The organism is Seonamhaeicola sp. S2-3, assembly GCF_001971785.1.
GTDB lineage: Bacteria > Bacteroidota > Bacteroidia > Flavobacteriales > Flavobacteriaceae > Seonamhaeicola.
On the sequence record NZ_CP019389.1, the window covers coordinates 2,040,531 to 2,059,161 of the forward strand.

General features: G+C 31.7%; 17 protein-coding genes. 12 read left to right on the forward strand and 5 right to left on the reverse strand.

Annotated features, from left to right (window positions below):
- Nucleotides 1–6 precede the first annotated feature (6 nt).
- Nucleotides 7–1,209: a Pycsar system effector family protein gene (locus BWZ22_RS09295; protein ID WP_076699556.1), complete on the reverse strand. Its 1,203-nt coding sequence runs from the start codon at nucleotides 1,207–1,209 to the stop codon at nucleotides 7–9.
- Between the two features lie 173 nt (nucleotides 1,210–1,382).
- Here BWZ22_RS09295 and msrB point away from each other — a divergent pair, with 173 nt between their 5' ends.
- From msrB to BWZ22_RS09310, 3 genes are read left to right on the forward strand one after another with little or no spacing between them, the layout of a single operon-like run.
- Entirely contained in the window at nucleotides 1,383–1,835 is a 453-nt protein-coding gene (gene msrB / locus BWZ22_RS09300; protein ID WP_076699557.1) for a peptide-methionine (R)-S-oxide reductase MsrB, read from the forward strand.
- Nucleotides 1,828–2,364 carry a peptide-methionine (S)-S-oxide reductase MsrA gene (gene msrA, locus BWZ22_RS09305; protein ID WP_076699559.1) on the forward strand — a complete coding sequence of 179 codons (537 nt, stop codon included), beginning with the start codon at nucleotides 1,828–1,830 and terminating at the stop codon, nucleotides 2,362–2,364. Before msrB ends, msrA begins: the two co-directional genes overlap by 8 nt.
- Before the next feature lie 45 nt (nucleotides 2,365–2,409).
- Nucleotides 2,410–6,099, forward strand: coding sequence for a metallophosphoesterase (locus BWZ22_RS09310; protein ID WP_076699560.1), 3,690 nt, complete (start codon nucleotides 2,410–2,412; stop codon nucleotides 6,097–6,099).
- Here BWZ22_RS09310 and BWZ22_RS09315 read toward each other — a convergent pair.
- Nucleotides 6,096–6,941 (reverse strand): hypothetical protein, encoded by an 846-nt coding sequence (locus tag BWZ22_RS09315; RefSeq protein WP_076699562.1) that lies wholly within the window; start codon nucleotides 6,939–6,941, stop codon nucleotides 6,096–6,098. The genes BWZ22_RS09310 and BWZ22_RS09315 overlap by 4 nt on opposite strands.
- A gap of 42 nt (nucleotides 6,942–6,983) precedes the next feature.
- On the opposite strand from BWZ22_RS09315, the gene BWZ22_RS09320 reads away from it, so the two are divergent.
- From BWZ22_RS09320 to BWZ22_RS09355, 8 genes are all read left to right on the forward strand, one after another.
- Nucleotides 6,984–8,195, forward strand: a complete 1,212-nt coding sequence (locus BWZ22_RS09320) for an NAD(P)/FAD-dependent oxidoreductase (RefSeq protein ID WP_076699563.1) — start codon at nucleotides 6,984–6,986, stop codon at nucleotides 8,193–8,195.
- Nucleotides 8,196–8,735: a DUF1697 domain-containing protein gene (locus tag BWZ22_RS09325; RefSeq protein WP_076699564.1), complete on the forward strand. Its 540-nt coding sequence runs from the start codon at nucleotides 8,196–8,198 to the stop codon at nucleotides 8,733–8,735.
- Nucleotides 8,736–9,830: a diphosphomevalonate/mevalonate 3,5-bisphosphate decarboxylase family protein gene (locus tag BWZ22_RS09330; RefSeq protein ID WP_076699565.1), complete on the forward strand. Its 1,095-nt coding sequence runs from the start codon at nucleotides 8,736–8,738 to the stop codon at nucleotides 9,828–9,830.
- 86 nt (nucleotides 9,831–9,916) lie between these two features.
- Nucleotides 9,917–10,846 carry a mevalonate kinase gene (locus BWZ22_RS09335; RefSeq protein ID WP_076699567.1) on the forward strand — a complete coding sequence of 310 codons (930 nt, stop codon included), beginning with the start codon at nucleotides 9,917–9,919 and terminating at the stop codon, nucleotides 10,844–10,846.
- Nucleotides 10,847–10,898: 52 nt separating this feature from the next.
- On the forward strand, nucleotides 10,899–11,801 hold the full coding sequence (locus tag BWZ22_RS09340; protein ID WP_076699568.1) for a geranylgeranylglycerol-phosphate geranylgeranyltransferase: 903 nt from the start codon (nucleotides 10,899–10,901) through the stop codon (nucleotides 11,799–11,801).
- Nucleotides 11,802–12,006: 205 nt separating this feature from the next.
- Nucleotides 12,007–12,819: a pseudouridine synthase gene (locus BWZ22_RS09345; RefSeq protein ID WP_076699570.1), complete on the forward strand. Its 813-nt coding sequence runs from the start codon at nucleotides 12,007–12,009 to the stop codon at nucleotides 12,817–12,819.
- A gap of 200 nt (nucleotides 12,820–13,019) precedes the next feature.
- Nucleotides 13,020–13,310, forward strand: coding sequence for a hypothetical protein (locus BWZ22_RS09350; RefSeq protein WP_076699571.1), 291 nt, complete (start codon nucleotides 13,020–13,022; stop codon nucleotides 13,308–13,310).
- Between the two features lie 23 nt (nucleotides 13,311–13,333).
- Nucleotides 13,334–13,561: a hypothetical protein gene (locus tag BWZ22_RS09355; RefSeq protein WP_076699573.1), complete on the forward strand. Its 228-nt coding sequence runs from the start codon at nucleotides 13,334–13,336 to the stop codon at nucleotides 13,559–13,561.
- On the opposite strand, the gene BWZ22_RS09360 is transcribed toward BWZ22_RS09355, so the two are convergent.
- The gene (locus BWZ22_RS09360) at nucleotides 13,548–14,924 is read right to left on the reverse strand and encodes a mannosyltransferase (RefSeq protein ID WP_076699574.1); all 1,377 of its coding nucleotides are present in this window, start codon (nucleotides 14,922–14,924) and stop codon (nucleotides 13,548–13,550) included. The two genes, BWZ22_RS09355 and BWZ22_RS09360, sit on opposite strands and share 14 nt — an antisense overlap.
- Before the next feature lie 150 nt (nucleotides 14,925–15,074).
- Here BWZ22_RS09360 and BWZ22_RS09365 point away from each other — a divergent pair, with 150 nt between their 5' ends.
- Nucleotides 15,075–16,049, forward strand: coding sequence for a 5'-nucleotidase (locus BWZ22_RS09365; RefSeq protein WP_076699576.1), 975 nt, complete (start codon nucleotides 15,075–15,077; stop codon nucleotides 16,047–16,049).
- Between the two features lie 178 nt (nucleotides 16,050–16,227).
- Here BWZ22_RS09365 and leuB read toward each other — a convergent pair whose 3' ends face one another.
- Entirely contained in the window at nucleotides 16,228–17,340 is a 1,113-nt protein-coding gene (leuB, locus tag BWZ22_RS09370; protein WP_076699577.1) for a 3-isopropylmalate dehydrogenase, read from the reverse strand.
- 20 nt (nucleotides 17,341–17,360) lie between these two features.
- Nucleotides 17,361–18,536, reverse strand: coding sequence for a 2-isopropylmalate synthase (locus BWZ22_RS09375; protein ID WP_076699579.1), 1,176 nt, complete (start codon nucleotides 18,534–18,536; stop codon nucleotides 17,361–17,363).
- Nucleotides 18,537–18,631 lie beyond the last annotated feature (95 nt).

Genomic DNA, 18,631 nt, shown 5'->3' on the forward strand with positions numbered 1-18,631 from the left:
AATAGTTTAAGATCCTGCCCCAGAAAATTGAAAAGCAATAGCAAATGCAATAACACTTACAATTATTCCAACCATAAAAACACTGTAGGTAAGTCTAAGAATTTTGTATTTTTTATCAAGAACCAAACCTAAAAAATAAAGGTCTTTTTTCATTGAAGAATACAAATAATCACGGTCTTGCATCATTTCGCCCATAGCCCACTCAAAATCATTAAGCTTCATTTTATGAAAGTTGCCAAAAAATAAAAGGTTAACTTTTTTATTAGCTACATCTTCTTTTGTGAATTTACCTCTAGTAACATTGGGTCTTGTTGCTAGAACGGACAATACAATAGAAGCCACTGTTACAACCACAAAAATAACTGTTGGTGTAATTAAATAATAATTTGACGGATTGTCTAGTTTAGGAATAAGATTTGCTAAAACCATAGACACAATAATAGCGTTTACAGAAAGTAAAATATTAGCTTTAGTATCAGCAATATTACTTAGTTGCATATGGTTTTTTAGAGTAACTCTAAACATAGTTTCTATACCGCGTTCTGGTAATGCAACCTTGTTTTTTTTAAATTTTAATTCTTCTTTTTTTTGCTTTAACTTCTTTTCGTTTTCAACTATCTTGTTTTTTCTTTTAAGTAATTCAGAAAGGTTTTTGCTTTTTCTTTTACCCCATAATAAAGCAGCTTCTGGTGTATGAAAGTGATGTTTTTTAGTTAAAAAGTGAATATTGTTGTCTAACCATTCTTTTTCACTTAATATTTTGTTATCTAATAATTCCCATTCCTTTCTTAAAAGTTCAGATGATTCTAAATAATTCTTGCTTCCAACATGAGAGCAATCAGCATCTCTAATTATTTTTTCTAGTAGAGTTTTAGGCTCATAATCTATCTCAGTTGCCATAATAAGTTGGCAAACAGCTTCAATTTTATCGGCTGGATATTTTTTAGATTCTAGAAATTCTCGTGCAATTTTGGCACTGTTTTTTTCATGGTTTTTACAACCCTTAATAAAACCTGTGTCATGTAACCAGCTACTTAGAGCAAGCAGTTCTTTATCTGCATCTGTTACGTTACAAAGCTCTGCAAGTTCTAGAGATTTTTCTGCAACGCGCTGTGTATGTGTTAAATTATGATAAACAAAAGATTTGTCTAACGCTTCATTTAAAAGATTTGTAGCAAATTTTTCGGTTTCTAGTAAAAGGTTACTCATAAATTATAAGGTTTAATGTAAAAATACTAAACTTTGCATTAAAGTATGTAAACGATTTTATTTGTTGTAAATTTCAATCTTTAATTACAATATGTTGCAAATTAAAAGTGTGTAAGAGAACGAATAAAGTACCGACATAGTTATTAGTAAAAACAAAGAAAGAAATAATTAATATGATAACTTGGAAAGATGTTATTAATTTTTCGGTAAACGGAAATTTAAAACCAGATATTCGTGTTGAAAAAACAGAACAAGAGTGGAAAGCTCAACTAACACCAGAGCAATATAGAATTACAAGGCAAAAAGGCACCGAAAGACCGCATAGCGGAGCTTTATGTACAAGCCATGATGCAGGTAAATACAGTTGTGTATGTTGTGGTGCTCCTTTATTTGATTCTACAATTAAATTTAGTTCTGGCACCGGATGGCCAAGTTTTACTCAACCCATCAAAGATAATGCTATTAAATACGAAAAAGATACTTCTTTTGGTATGGCTAGGGTAGAGGTTATGTGTAATACTTGCGATGCCCATTTAGGACATGTCTTTCCTGATGGACCAGAACCTAGCGGTTTGCGTTATTGTATTAATTCTGAATCTTTACAATTAGAAAAACAAAATGAATAAAAATATACAATTAGCCACATTTGGAGGTGGTTGCTTTTGGTGTACAGAAGCCGTTTTTAAAGAGTTAAAAGGTGTTGAAAAAGTAGTGTCTGGATATTCTGGTGGTAATGCCCCTGGTAAGCCAACTTATAAAGAAGTTTGTTCTGGTTTAACAGGACATGCAGAAGTAGTTCAAGTAACGTTTGATGCTAATGTAATTTGTTATCAAGATATCATAACCATTTTCATGACAACTCATGATCCTACAACTTTAAATCGTCAAGGAGCAGATGTAGGTACCCAATACAGGTCTGTTATTTATTATCATGATGAAAATCAAAAAGAGATAGCTAGTAAGATTCTAAAAGACATGGCTTCATATTATGAAAACCCTATTGTTACAGAGCTTAGTCCGTTAGATGTTTTTTATCAAGCAGAAGATTATCATCAAAATTACTATAGTAACAACACAGAACAAGGTTATTGTAATGCTGTAATAACGCCTAAATTGGCAAAGTTTAGAAAGTTATATGCAGAAAAGTTAAAGTAGGATACTCAAAATTACAGTTCTTATAATTCAGAATTACCCATCCAAATGACGCATCATTTAAGGTTATTTTTAATTTTCATTTCACTTATATTATTAAATAATTGTGCTACCTATAAAGCTCAATATAAAGGCGTTGTGGTTACAGGCAATTTTCAAGAAGAAGATATTATACATTCTTTTTACTTAATTGGAGATGCTGGTAATTCGCCAATAGGAAGTAAGTCGCCCACAGTTGAAGTTTTAGGTGAAGAACTAAAAAAGGCATCAAAACATAGTACAGTATTGTTTTTAGGTGATAATATTTACCCAAAAGGAATGCCTGCTAAAAAATCAAAAAACAGAGCATTTGCAGAACATCAGTTAAATGTTCAAACAGATATTGTTAAAGATTTTAAAGGCGATGCTATTTTTATTCCGGGTAATCATGATTGGTATAATAATGGTTTAAAAGGACTCAAACGTCAAGAAAAATATATAGAAGAAAGGTTAGGGAAAAACACCTTTTTACCAGAAGATGGATGCCCAATAGAAAAAGTTGATATATCAGATGATATTGTTTTAATAATAATAGATTCAGAATGGTATATAACAAATTGGGATAAACACCCAACCATGAACGATGATTGCGAAATTAAAACCAGAGCTAAATTTTTTGAAGAACTAGAGGGTTTAATAAAAAAAGCCCGAGGAAAGACTACGGTTTTAGCCATACATCACCCTATGTTTACTAATGGGCCTCATGGGGGGCAATATTCTTTTAAATCTCATTTAACACCTTTGCCAATTTTAGGAACATTAAAAAATATACTCAGAAAAACCAGTGGCGTTTCTCCGGCAGATATTCAAAATAAAAAATATAACACGCTTAAAAAACGTATAGTTACTTTAGCTCAAGAAAATGATAAAGTTATTTTTGTGTCTGGGCATGAACACGGTTTACAATATTTGGTAAAAGATAATTTACCACAAATAATTAGTGGTGCAGGCTCTAAATCAACTGCTACCAGAAATGTATCTGGTGAATTTTCATCAAGTGCATTAGGGTATGCAAGATTAGATGTTTTAAAAGATGGATCATCTTATGTTAGGTTTTATTCTGCTAAAAACAATGAGCTTATATACCAAAATCAAGTTTATTCAGAAGATGAAAAAGAACATACAGCTAAATACAATGCCTCTTTTCCTAAAGAAGTAAAAGCATCTGTTTATACCAAAGAAGAAGTACATAAAAGCAAGTTTTATAAAACCGTTTGGGGAGATCGTTACAGAGAATATTACGGTGTTAAAGTTAATGCACCAACGGTAAATTTAGATACACTATTTGGAGGTTTAAAACCATTTAGAAAAGGAGGCGGACATCAATCAAAATCATTACACTTAAAAGATAAAGCGGGTAAACGCTATGTTATGCGGGCTATAAGAAAAAGTGCGGTTGTGTACCTGCAAGCTATGGCTTTTAAAGATCAATATATTGAAGGGCAGTTCGATAATACTTTAACAGAACGGTTATTGCAAGATTTCTATACAGGCTCTCATCCTTATGCGCCATTTGTAACTGGAGAACTGTCAGATGCTGTAGGTTTATACCACACCAATCCTGTGTTGTATTACGTGCCTAAACAAGATGCTTTAGGACAATTTAATACTAATTTTGGGGATGAATTGTATATGATAGAAGAGCATGTTTCTGATGGTCATGGAAATCTTAAAAGTTTTGGATATTCTAACAAAATAGAAAGTACTGATGATTTAATTAAAAAACTGCGTAAGGACGAAAAATATGAGGTAGATGATATCATGTTTTTAAGAGCACGTTTATTTGATATGGCTATTGGAGATTGGGATAGACATATAGACCAGTGGCGATGGGCCGAGTTTAAAGATAAAGCTTCTGGAAAAATAATTTACAAACCCATTCCAAGAGATAGAGATCAAGCTTTTTCAATAATGGGAGATGGTGCCTTAATGAATTTTGCAACTAGGGTGATTCCGCCTTTAAAATTAATGGAAGGTTTTAATGAAGATATTAGAAATGTAAAAGGTTTTAATTATAGCCCGTTTTCATTAGATATGATGCTGCTTAACAAAACAACTTTAAAACAGTGGCAAGAACAAGCCTTATACATTCAAGAGCATATTACAGATGATGTTATAGATAAGGCTTTTAAAGAATTTCCTAAAGAAGTACAAACCCAAACAATTTTAAAAATCAAACAAATTTTAAAACAAAGACTTAAAAACCTACCCCAAATAGCAAATCGTTATTACCATGCTTTAAATAAATATGTGCTTGTAACGGGTACCGATAAGGATGATTTTTTTGAAATTGAAAGAATGCCTAACGGAAATACTAAAGTTACTGGGTATAGAATTAAAAAAGGCAAAAAGGCAGATGTGTTTTATGAGAAACTATTCAATGCTAATGAAACCAAAGAAGTTTGGGTCTATGGAATAGATGATGAAGATGTATTTAAAGTTTTTGGCGAAGGTGATAATTTAATTAAAATGCGTTTAGTGGGTGGGCAAAATAACGATGTTTATACCATAGAAAACGGTAAAAAAATAAAAATTTACGATTATAAAACTAAGAAAAACACCTTCGCTACAAATAAAGGAATTAAAAAGCTAACAGATAATTATGAAACCAATATTTATGATTATACCAAGCCTAAAAGTAATACCAATCAATTTATTCCAACAATAGGGGCTAATCCTGATGATGGATTAAAAATAGGCTTTATAAATACTTATACACATTACGGTTTTGCTAGAAATCCATTTACATCACAACATACTGTTTCTGGCGCATACTATTTTGCAACAAACGGCTATGATGTTGCGTACAATGCAGAATTTGCTAATGTAGTTGGTAATATGAACCTTCAATTAAATGTAAGATTTACAAGTCCTAATTATGCCATTAACTTTTTTGGTTTTGGTAATGAAACAAACAACCCAGAGGCTGATGAAAATGATGGTTTAGATGTAGGTTTAAACTATAACAGAGTAAAATTGCAAACCTTAAAATTTTCACCAGCATTGATATGGAAAGGTGAGTTAGGAGCTAGCTTTAAAATAGGACTTAACTATGAATCTATTGAAGTAGAAGAAACCGAAGGTCGATTTATAAATGAATTTATAGGCGATAATATTGAAACTAATAATACGTTTTTAGGTGCTAAAATGGAATATAGTTATCATAATAAAGATAACGAAGCCTTTCCTACTTTAGGTATGGAATCTAATTTTCAATTAGGTTACACAACAAACATAGATAATTCAAAGAGTTTTGGGTATTTTATCCCTTCGTTGGGTATTGATTATAAGGTAATACCAAGTGGGCAATTAGTTTTGGCTTCTAAAGTAAAAGCGCATATAAATATTGGTGATGAAGATGATATAGAATTTTACCAAGGCGCTAACATTGGTGCAAATAGCGGATTACGAGGTTACAGAAATGAACGTTTTACAGGGATGTCTTCCTTTGTGCAAAGTACAGACTTGCGCTTAAACCTTAGAAAAATTAAAACGGGGTTGTTGCCATTAAATTTTGGCGTTTACGGTGGTTTTGATTATGGTCGTGTTTGGTACAAAGAAAATCATTCTAATGTTTTGAATACCTCTATAGGCGGTGGCGTTTTTGCAAATGCAGCAGATGTGATAACTTTAAATTTATCGGCTTTTAATAGTGATGACGGTGTGCTTTTAGCTTTCAAACTAGGTTTTGGGTTTTAATTAAGGCTTAATTTGTATAAATTACCTCCTTCGCCATGGGCTTTTTCATCTGTAATTAATAAAGTGTTGTTATCTTTAAAGCAAATGCCTTCTTTTTGTGAGATGTAATCAAAAGGTATTTCGGTTACATCGCCATTAAAAAAGTCGTCACCTTTAAAGTTAGAGAATACCCAAACAGATTTAGGTGTTAATAACACCATCTGTTTACCATCATTACTTATGTCTGCAGAGGTAATCCAGCAATCAGATTCATTACAAGTGTTAAAAGACCCTACTAATTCTGCAACATGATTGCCTTTTGTTGCAGGCAGCTTGTAAAGATTGGTTTTTCCAAAGTTATTTTTTACACGACTTTTTGTAAATAAATACAAGCTATCATTGTAATGAAAAAAGGCTTCGCAGTCAAAAAACATTTTTTTCTTTTTAGGCGGGAATTTTGTTTGATTTTTAAACTTAAAGCTAATACGTTCAACATCCACTTTTTTACCTTCTTTTAAAGCAGTTTTGTTAACCTTTAAAATGGCTAAGTTATCTCTTTTGTTGTTGTTATTACCAAAGTCGCCTATATAAAGATTTCCTTGAGAGTCTGATGTTAAATCTTCCCAATCATGGTTTTTAGCATTAATTTTCAACTCGCTAATAATTTCTCCTTTGGTATTTAAACTATATAATAACGGTTTGTTTCCGCTATCATTTAGCATCCAAATTACATTGGAGTTTTCAATAATTTCAGTACCAGAAACTTCCTTTAAATCATTAGGCAAATCATTTATAAATTTTAATTTCCCTGTATTACAGGATGTTGATAAGGCTAAAAGAAATAAGAACGATTGTTTAAGCATATAGTAGATTTAAATGCTAAATTTACATTGATTTTTTTATTTATGGAATATTATGATGTTATAATAATTGGAGGTGGTGCAGCTGGTTTTTTTGCAGCAATAAATGTAGCAGAAATAAATCCTGATTTACGGATAGCTATCTTAGAGAAAAGTAAAGAAGGTTTGCAAAAAGTAAAAGTTTCTGGTGGAGGGCGTTGCAATGTAACACATGCAGAATTTATGCCTTCAGAGTTGGTTCAAAATTATCCAAGAGGCGAAAAAGAATTACTAGGGCCATTTCATCAGTTTATGACTGGAGATACTATTGCATGGTTTGAAAAGCGCGGAGTTGCCCTAAAAATTGAAGAAGACGGACGCATGTTTCCAGAATCTAATTCTTCTCAAACTATAATTGATTGTTTTTTAACAGAAGCTAACAAGCATAAGGTAGCTGTTTTTTACAGTACCACAGTTCAATCTATCAATAAACATCAAGAGTTTTGGGAGATAAAAACCAATACCAATAATTTTCATGCTAAAAACATTGTGGTTGCTACCGGAAGTAGCCCAAAAGTATGGCGGTTATTAGAAAAATTGAATCATCATATTGTAAAACCTGTACCTTCATTGTTTACTTTTAATGTAAATGATAAACGTATTAAAAACATCCCTGGCGTGGTGGCTCAAGATGTTTTGGTTAAGGTTTTAAGTTCTAAATTAGAATCTCAGGGACCACTGCTTATAACGCATGTTGGTTTTAGCGCACCAGCCATTTTAAAACTATCGGCTTGGGGCGCTATAGAATTAGCTGAAAAAAATTATAAATTTCAAATTGAAATTAATTTCATAAAGCAAGATTTTCAGGAGTGTTTAGGTGCTTTAAAAGACATTAAACAAGCATTAGCCAAAAAAACAGTTTTTAAATTTTCACAGTTTGAATTGCCTAAAAGATTATGGCAACAATTGGTATTAGCATCAACTATTGATGAGAGCACTAAATGGGCAGAAATAAATAAAAAGCAGTTAGAGACCTTGGCAACTCAATTAACCAAGGCTGTATTTAATGTTGATGGTAAAAGTACTTTTAAAGAGGAATTTGTTACAGCAGGTGGCGTAGATTTAAAAGAAGTTAACTTTAAAACCTTTGAAAGTAAGCTACATAAAAACCTTTATTTTGCAGGAGAGGTGTTAAATATTGATGCCATTACGGGTGGGTTTAATTTTCAAAACGCATGGACAGGAGCTTACATTGTTGCTAAAAATATTTCAAATTAAATGAAAACTTTCATAGCGCTTTTAAGGGGAATTAATGTTGGCGGACAAAAGCGAATTCCTATGGCAGAACTTTGTGAGTTACTAGAGAAAAAAGGCTTTAAAGAAGTGAGAACCTATATTCAAAGTGGGAATGTTATTTTTAATTCTTCAGAAACAAATGAAGACGCTTTGGCTTTAAAAATTCAAGAGGCCATAAAAGCACATTTTAGATTTGAAGTACCTGTTTTGGTGATTTTACCAAGTGAATTAAAACAAATATTTAATGATTGTCCGTTTCCACAAGAAAAAAAAGAGCATAGTTATTTTACATTTTTGTTTACCAATCCAGATAAAAATTTTGTAGAAAAACTCACTGCTACATCTTACCCTAATGAAGAGTTTCTAATTACGCCTAATTGTATTTATTTTTATTGTACTATTGGTTACGGTAAAGCTAAATGCAGCAATAATTTTTTTGAAAACAAGCTAAAAACTACTTCTACTGCTAGAAATTATAAAACCGTGCTAAAGTTGTTATCTTTGACATCTCAAATAACTTAAATGACTGTAAACGATTTTATACCAAAAGAAGCATATAAAACCAGTGCAAACGGAAGCGTAACTTGGGAGTCTCCAAGTAATATTGCTTTAGTGAAATACTGGGGAAAAAAAGAAAACCAAATTCCAGCTAACCCTTCTATAAGTTTTACCCTTAGCGGTTGTAAAACCACCACTAAATTGAGTTATTCTAAAAAAGAAACCTCTAATAATTTTTCATTTGAAGTATTTTTAAATGATGAAAAAAAAGACAGTTTCAAGCCTAAAATAGACACCTTTTTTAAGCGTATTGTGCAGTATGTTCCATTTATTAAAAATTATCATTTTGTAATAGAAACTACCAATACGTTTCCTCACAGTTCAGGAATAGCGTCTTCTGCTTCTGGTATGAGTGCTTTAGCTTTATGTTTAATGAGTGTTGAACGTTCTTTGAGTGAAGTAGAAATAACTAGCAATTATTTCAATCAAAAAGCCTCCTTTTTAGCACGTTTAGGCTCTGGAAGTGCTTGTAGAAGTATTGAAGGCGATTTAGTAGTCTGGGGAGCACATAATGAAATTACCAATAGTTCTAATTTATTTGGTGTTAAGTACCCATTTGAGGTTCATGAAAATTTTAAAAATTATCAAGACACTATTTTATTAGTAGATAAAGGCGAAAAACAAGTAAGTAGTACGGTAGGTCACGGGTTAATGCATAACCACCCTTTTGCAGAACAGCGTTTTCAACAAGCACATAATAACCTTTCTCAGTTAATAAAGGTGTTTAAAGAAGGTGATTTATATGCTTTTATAAATATTGTAGAAAGTGAGGCGCTAACTTTACATGCTATGATGATGACTAGCTTACCCTATTTTATTTTAATGAAACCTAATACTTTACAAATTATTAATAAAATATGGGCGTATAGAACTGAAACAAAATCAAAAATATGTTTTACCTTAGATGCAGGAGCTAACGTGCATGTGTTATATCCTCAAAATGAACGCGAACAAGTTATAGAATTCATTAAAAATGAATTAGTTGCATATTGTCAAAATGGGCAGTATATTTGTGATCAAATAGGCTTTGGGGCTAAACAATTAACAATGAGTAGTTGATAATTGATAATGAAGAAAGATAATGTTGTAAAACCTCAAAACTAAAATAATTATCAATTATAAATTGTTAATTTTCAGTTGAAACTATGAAAGGACCACTTTTTTATTCTAAAATATTACTCTTTGGAGAGTATGGTATCATTAAAGACTCCAAAGGTTTATCTATTCCTTATAGTTTTTACAATGGGGCATTAAAAACGGATAAGAATCTTTCTGGAAAAGCAAAAAAATCAAACGAAAGTTTAAAGAAGTTTACTCAATATTTAGAAACTTTAGATGCTAGTTTGGTTACGTTTGATTTAGAGGCCTTAAACAAGCATGTTGAAGCTGGTATGTACTTTGATTCTTCCATTCCTCAAGGTTATGGTGTGGGTAGTAGTGGTGCTCTAGTAGCAGCTATTTATGATAAGTATGCACAAGATAAAATTACCGTTCTTGAAAATTTAACGCGAGAAAAACTGCTTAAATTAAAAGCAATTTTTTCGGCAATGGAATCTTTTTTTCATGGCAAGTCTTCAGGTTTAGATCCGTTAAATAGTTATTTAAGCATTCCTATTCTTATAAATTCAAAAGACAATATAGAAGCTACCGGAATTCCATCGCAAAAAACTGATGGCAAAGGTGCTGTGTTTTTATTAGATAGTGGTATGATTGGTGAAACCGCGCCTATGATTAGGATTTTTATGGAAAACATGAAGCAAGAAGGATTTCGTAAAATGATTAAAAATCAATTTATAAAACATACTGATGCTTGTGTTGAAGATTTCTTAAAGGGCGATATAAAATCGTTGTTTTCAAATACTAAACAGTTGTCTAAAGTGGTGCTCAACCATTTTAAACCTATGATACCAAAGCAATTTCATGACCTTTGGAAAAAAGGACTGGAAACCAATGATTACTATTTAAAACTTTGTGGCTCTGGTGGCGGAGGTTACATTCTTGGTTTTACAGAAGATTTACAAAAAGCAAAACAAGCACTTGCGGGTCATAAATTAGAAGTAGTTTATAATTTCTAATAGCTTTATTTTATCCTGAATATATTTCAGGTTCTCATCAAATTTAGTTTCTATGCTATCAAGACAACAGAAACATATTTTACTAAAATTCTTTAGTATGTTTTCTGTTATTAGAGGCTATAATATTTTGGTAATTGTAATTGCTCAATACCTAACATCTATATATATTCTTGCACCCAATATACCCTTAAAAGGTGTTGTGTTTGATGTAAATTTATTTATGTTAGTTCTAGCATCTGCAGCTACTATAGCTGGTGGTTACATTATTAATAGTTTTTACGATTCAGAAAAAGATTTAATCAATCGCCCCATAAAGTCAAAGTTAGATAGGTTGGTAAGCCAAAATACCAAACTATCCTTTTATTTTGTACTTAATTTTTTGGCAGTAATTATGGCAAGTTATGTGTCTTTTAAAGCCGTAGTATTCTTTTCTCTTTACATTTTTGGTATTTGGTTTTATTCACACAAGCTTAAAAGATTGCCATTTATAGGTAATTTAACATCGGCAACATTAACTATAACACCATTTTTTGCCATTTTTATGTATTACAAAAATTATGAAACCGTCATTTTTGTGCATGCTACTTACTTGTTTTTAATAATCTCTATGAGAGAACTTACCAAAGATTTAGAAAACATAAAAGGCGATTTAGCTCAGAATTACCATACCATACCCATAACTTACGGAGAAAAAGCTTCTAAAATAATGCTTACAACATTAGCAGTATTAACATTAGTGCCTACTTATCTTTTGCTTTTTCGTTTTCAAATAGGACACATGTATATATTCTTTTATTTGGGTATTGTGCTACTTGTTCTTTTTTTAGTCATACTCTGGCGTTCTAAAACAAAAATTCATTATCTCATACTTCATAATATTTTAAAATTTATTTTGTTAGCAGGGGTGTTTAGTATTTTACTAATTGATGTAAGCGTTATTTTAAACCGAATTTAAAAGTTTTGGGCTTTCTGTGTTACAGGCTAACTAGCTACAAAAAGCATTCACAATGTCTTATTTATCAAAGTAAACAGTATGAGTAAACTCTAACGTGGGTTTCGTCTTAAATTTTATTTTAGTTAACAGAGATAAAAATTATAAATAGGTAGTCAAAAATCGTCAATCGTAAATTAAAGTATATCTTTGCAAAAAATTAGCGTTTATGAGCAAGCAACAAGGTAAAGGACAAGGAAAACCTTCAGGAAGATTTAATAAAAATAAATCTAAAGGAGTATCAAAAACAAGTGCTTCCGCCAAAAAATCAAACAGCAATGAAATTAGGTTAAATAAATACATTGCTAATGCTGGTATTTGTTCTCGTAGAGAGGCCGATGTTCATATAGCTACGGGCTTAGTGTCAGTAAACGGTAAAGTAGTAACAGAAATGGGTTACAAAGTAAAACCTACAGATGAGGTTCGTTATGATGGCGCTAGAGTAAACCCAGAGAAAAAAGCTTATGTACTTTTAAATAAACCTAAAGGATTTGCAACTACCACTAGCGAAGGGAAAGGACGTACCGTTATGGATTTAGTTGCTAATGCTACTTCTTCAAGAATAAAGCCTATTGGGCGTTTAGGTAGAAACTCTAAAGGCTTGCTATTGTTTACCAATGACCTTGAAATTGAAAATAAATTTAAAAACTCTAAAAATGGCGTGCCTCGTCTATTTCATATAGAATTAGATAAAAATTTAAAGCTAGAAGATTTAAAGAAAATCCAAAACGGTTTTAAAATTCAAGGAAAACTCATTTCAGTAGAAGAAATTAGTTATATTGAAGGTGCTTCAAAAAAAGAAATTGGTTTAAAAATAAAGAATACTGGTAACACCATTATTCGTACCATTTTTGATTATTTTAACTATGATGTTATAAGTATAGATTGTGTTGCCATTGCACATCTTACCAAAAAAGACATTCCGCGTGGGCACTGGAAACACCTTTCTAAAGAAGAACTATCAATGCTTCAAATGCTATAAACCAATCTTAATTAGGGTGTTTTTACTTTCTAAATAAACTTAACAATTACATAATATTATGGTACACTTTTTTGTGTTTCATTTGTGCTAAGTTTAATTTTAATGCATTGGTTAAAAATTTTATGTTTGAGTTTCAGAAATATTTTTTAAATTGAACCTATTATTTTTAGTATTTGTTTTAAAAATAACCCCAAAGTAAAATGATACGTAAAATTGTAGATTACCAAAAATTGAATGAAGATATCTTGAATCTTCTTGTAGAGAAGTTTCCAGACGGTTATGATGATGACGATATAATTTCATTTAGAAATGCTAAAAATGAAGTTATAGAAGCTGTTGAAGTGAGAACAGAAGATACCATTTATTTGGTAAAGGTAGGAAAGCGTTTAGTACAGGCAATGCAAGATTTTGGTGATGAAGATGAAACGGATGATATAACAACAAGTACACCACCTGCTCCAGAAGCAGATTTTGATAAAGAAGCAGATTAGTAATATTGATTTTGATTAGTTAGATGAAAACCGCGGTTTTTAAGTCTTATCAAGATGGTTATTATACATTTTGGTTTGACAATGGAGACGAACTTTCTTTTGAAGAAGTTCACCCAAAAGCATTGTATAAGTACAATTTAAAAGAAGATGAATCTTTTATAGACAAAACATTTAAACTCACCTACTCAGAAGTTTTTGATGATTTAGATGATTCTGTAATTTATAGAATAGAGTCGCTCACTTTGCTTTAAGTTTATTTTTATAAACATCCCAAAAGAATACACCATACACAATAAGGTATTCTATAGTTATAACAATAAGGTTTTCATGCTTATTGGCATTTCCTGTTTGTATGTATGCCAAATAACTTAAAATAATAACAAAGCTCCACACTAAAGGAAACTTATACTTGGTAAAAACATTCAAAGCAAGTAAGGTAGCAACATACCAAGGGTGTACTGTGGTGGCTGTAAAGTAATAAAAACTTAATACCAGCAACATAGCAGTAATAAGTGTTATAGGCGTTTTGTTCTTTCTAAAAAAGGAGATAATAAGCACAAATAAAATAACTACAAGTGGGATTATTTTTCCAATAATGGCAATTTGGTTATAGCCTGTAAGGGCATAACCAATTTCCCGAGCAATATAGTATAGGCTTGCATTAAACTCAAAGTTTTGAAGCCAAAGTGCTACAGTTTCGGTGTAGTTTGAAATAAATTGACTTGAAAAAAATGGTGCAAAAAGCAAAAGCGTTACACCACCAACAATAGTATAAAATAAAATAAGTTTTGTTATTCCTTGTTTGTTACTTGTAGTATTTGAAATAAACCACTGAAAAACTAAAGGCAAAAATATTAACGGAATTAACTTTGTAGAAATAGATAAGGCTAAAACCACCGCAGCCCATATCCACCTACCTGAAACCAATAAATATAAACTCCAAATTAAAAAGAAAATCATAACACCTTCAAAGTGTAAGTTTCCTGTAAGTTCTATAATGATAAACGGATTTAAAATATACCAAAAAATATGATGAGCAGGTAGTTTAAGTATTTGTAAAAGCTTTTTGCCAAAGTAAAGGGTTCCAAAATCGGCAGCTATAATAATAAGTCGTAGTCCAATTACAGAACTTAAAATGCTTGTTCCGGGAAATAAATTTGCAAGCACAAAACAAAATTGATTAATAGGAGGGTAATTGGTAAAATGACTAGCGTTAAGTTTGCCCATGCCTTCATACAATTCCATTTTATTAGGGAAATCATTTAAAAAACCTTGAGATATCTGGTATTCTGGAGTAGATAAATAAGGATTAAAACCCAGAATTGTCATGTTGCCATCCCAAATAAAACGGTAAAAATCCTGTGATAAATTAGGGATAGCCAAAATAAAAACCGCTCTAAATAGAAAAGCTATAAGAGTTAAAAACTTTAAGTTGTTGCTATGCTTTTTTATTAACCAATAGAACAACCCAAATAGCGCAGTGTATAAGGTAACTAGCTTTAAATATTGTGTGCGTTCTAAATTATAAGCAAATACAAAAAATAGCCCGCAACTAATAAGTGTAATTAGTAAAGGTGTTTTGTAATGTTTTAACAAAGCCAGATTAAGTTGCATAGACCAAATATAGCATTATTTAATACTTGGTAGTGTCTTAGTTAAAACCTTACTTGGTTTTGTAAAAATTTTCAACTATTTTCGTTTAGCTTAGATGTAAAATAAAAACGATTTTATATTAAGTTGTTATAGTCAATTAAAACTAAGAATATGCCAGTAAACTTTTCAGATATTTTAGTGATTGGGGTTTCTTCTCGAGCTTTATTTAATCTTGAAGAAGAAAATGCTATCTTTAACAAAGAAGGAATTGAAGGTTATAGAAAATACCAGTTAGAACACGAAAACGAACTTTTACAGCCTGGTTCAGCATTTTATCTTGTAAAGAGTTTACTTGAACTGAACAATCAAGCAGATAAAGAAATTGTAGAAGTTATTGTTATGTCTCGCAACAGCCCTGAAACTGGAGTGAGGATTTTGAACTCTTTAAAAAAACATAACTTAAAAATAACAAGAGTTGCTCTATCTGGAGGAGAACCATTGGCGCCTTATATTGATGCTTTTGATGTTGATTTGTTTCTGTCAAAAGATGACAAAGATGTTCAAACTGTTATTGATTCAAAAGCTTGTGCTGCTGCAACTATATATGCTCCACCTAAATCTTTTGATGAAAATGATAATAGAGTAAAAATAGCATTTGATGCAGACGCAGTTATTTTTAGTGATGAATCCGAACTAAGGAATAAAACAGAAGGGCTAGATGCTTTTCATAAGTATGAGTTAGAACACGAAGAAGAACCTTTAAACGAAGGTCCTTTTGCTAAACTTCTAATCAAACTTTCTAAAATTCAAGAGCATTTGCCAACAACAATTGAATTGACACCTTTACGGATTGCAATAGTTACAGCGAGAAATGCACCTAGTCATATGAGAGTAATAAAAACACTTCGTAAATGGGGGGTTTATGTAGATGAGGCATATTTTTTAGGAGGCTTATCAAAGGATAAAGTATTGAAAGCGTTCGGAGCGCATATTTTCTTCGATGACCAAGAAACACACTTAATAAGTACAAGTAAATATGTTCCTTCTGCAAAAGTTCCTTATCTAAGTGACTCACCTATGAAAGAAATTGAGAATAAAAAAAAGACTAAAACAAAAATAGTTAGCAACTGTAAGGACTGTAAGTAATTATTGTTTACTAACGAAGAATTTCGTGTATTTTCTGTTCGGTTTGTATTTACTAAATTAATTATTCAAACACACTATTCGTAAGACCAATAAACAAGAAAAAGAGCACCTAAATGATGCTCTTTCTATACGGACGTCTTTAGTTTAATTGTGTATTGGCGACTAACTCAAATAATAATTAAATGATAGTTGACTGTCCTAAATGTATGTTTGTAAAGTTTAAGTTGGTTTCGTCTGGGTTGTTTATAAAATCTTCTATAAAATCACCCACTTTACTAGTACTAATATTATCGTATTTAGTGTTTAAATCGGGTGTTGTAATGTGTAACTTCAACGATTTATCTACACCATCTCTTACTAAAGAGGCTTCATCATACAATCCAAAATGTTCTAGCAACATAGCGGCACTTAAAATAGAAGCAATTGGGTTGGCAATTCCTTTATTGGTAGCCTTAGAATATGCACCGTGAATAGGCTCAAACATAACGTGTTTTTCGCCAATAGAAGCCGAAGCTAATAATCCAATAGAGCCAACAATAACACTGGCTTCTTCTGAAAGGATATCACCAAACATATTCTCTGTTAAAATAACATCAAACTGGCGTGGGTTGATAATGAGTTCCATAGCGGCATTATCAACAAACAAACAATTTAATGCAACATCTGGGTATTCTGCAGCAATTTCTGTTACTACACTACGCCAAAGTCTAGAACTAGCTAGTACATTGGCTTTATCTACCAAAGTTAATTTACGTTTTCTGCCCTGTGCAGCTTTAAATGCTAAATGTGCAATACGTTCAATTTCAGAACGTTTATAAACACAAATATCAGAGGCTTCGGTATCACTAAATTTCTTTTCGCCAAAATAAATACCACTGGCTAATTCTCTATAAATAAGAATATCGGTACCCTTAATTTGCTTAATTTTTAATGAGGATTTGTTTAGTAAATCTTCGTAAGCAATTACGGGTCTTATATTGGTGTAAAGGTCGAAGGTCTTTCTAAGTCCTAATAAACCTTGTTCTGGTCTTATTTCAGCAGTAGGGTTATCATCATATTTAGTATTACCAATAGCACCAAATAAAATAGCATCTGCTTTATCGCAAATGCTAATGGTTTCTTCTGGTAGGGGGTTGCCCGTTTTATCAATGGCGCTGGCGCCAACTAATGCCTCGTTGAAAGTGAACACATGGTTAAACTCCATAGCAATAGCTTTCAAAACCTTGACGGCTTGAGCAGTGACTTCGGGTCCTATGCCATCACCTGGTAAAACAGCTATGTTTAACTTCATCCCTTTTTATGTTATAATATTTAAGACGACGTAATTTCGTTATAAACGGAAGTCGACTCAATTATTTGATGAATATCACTATCGTCAATTTCTTTTTTCTTATCGGCAAATTCTAAGAATTTACTATAAACTTCATCTAACTGAAGTTTTGTTAATTCATACCCAATATTTTTAGCTCTATATGCTAAGGCAGCTCTTCCGCTTCTTGCAGTTAACACAATAGCAGATTCTGTTACACCAACAGCTTTAGGATCTATAATTTCGTAAGTTTCACGGTTTTTAATAACCCCATCTTGATGAATTCCAGAGCTATGAGCAAAGGCATTAGCACCAACAATAGCTTTGTTTGGTTGTGTGTAAATACCCATACTGTCAGACACTAACTGGCTAATGCCATAAAGCATTTCAGATTTAATTTTGGTATCTAAATTTAGGTAAGGGTGTTGTCTTAAAATCATTACTACTTCTTCTAAAGCAGTGTTTCCTGCGCGTTCACCAATACCGTTAATAGTACATTCAATTTGACGTGCACCATTAATTACACCTTCAATTGAATTGGCAGTTGCTAAACCTAAATCGTTATGGCAATGGCATGATAGAATAGCTTTATCTATACCTTTAACATTTTCTTTTAAGTATTTAATTTTAGCACCATATTCACTTGGTAAACAGTATCCCGTAGTATCTGGAATGTTTAAAACTGTAGCACCAGCTTTAATTACCGCTTCACAAACTCTTGCTAAATATTCGTTATCTGTTCTACCAGCATCTTCGGCATAAAATTCTACATCTTCTACAAAAGATTTTGCATAACTTACAGCTTTTACAGCACGTTCTATTATGGCTTCTTGATTAGATTTAAATTTGAATTTTATATGAGATTCTGAAGTGCCTATTCCTGTATGGATTCTAGGAGTTTTAGCATGTTTTAATGCTTCAGCAGCCACTTTTATATCATTTTCAACAGAGCGTGTTAATCCACAAACGGTTGCTGATTTTACAATTTTAGAAATTTCTTCAACCGATTTAAAGTCGCCAGGACTAGAAACAGGAAAACCAGCTTCAATGATATCAACACCTAATTGATCAAGCTGTTCAGCAATAACTAATTTCTGTTCTGTATTTAACTTACATCCAGGTACTTGCTCGCCATCGCGCAACGTAGTATCAAAAATTTGAACCTTATTATCAGACATTTATTTAAAATATATTTTCTAATTCTTTTACGAATGTATATTTTGGTTTCGTAAAACACGTAACTTTATATACTTTTTTACGATGTTTAACTACT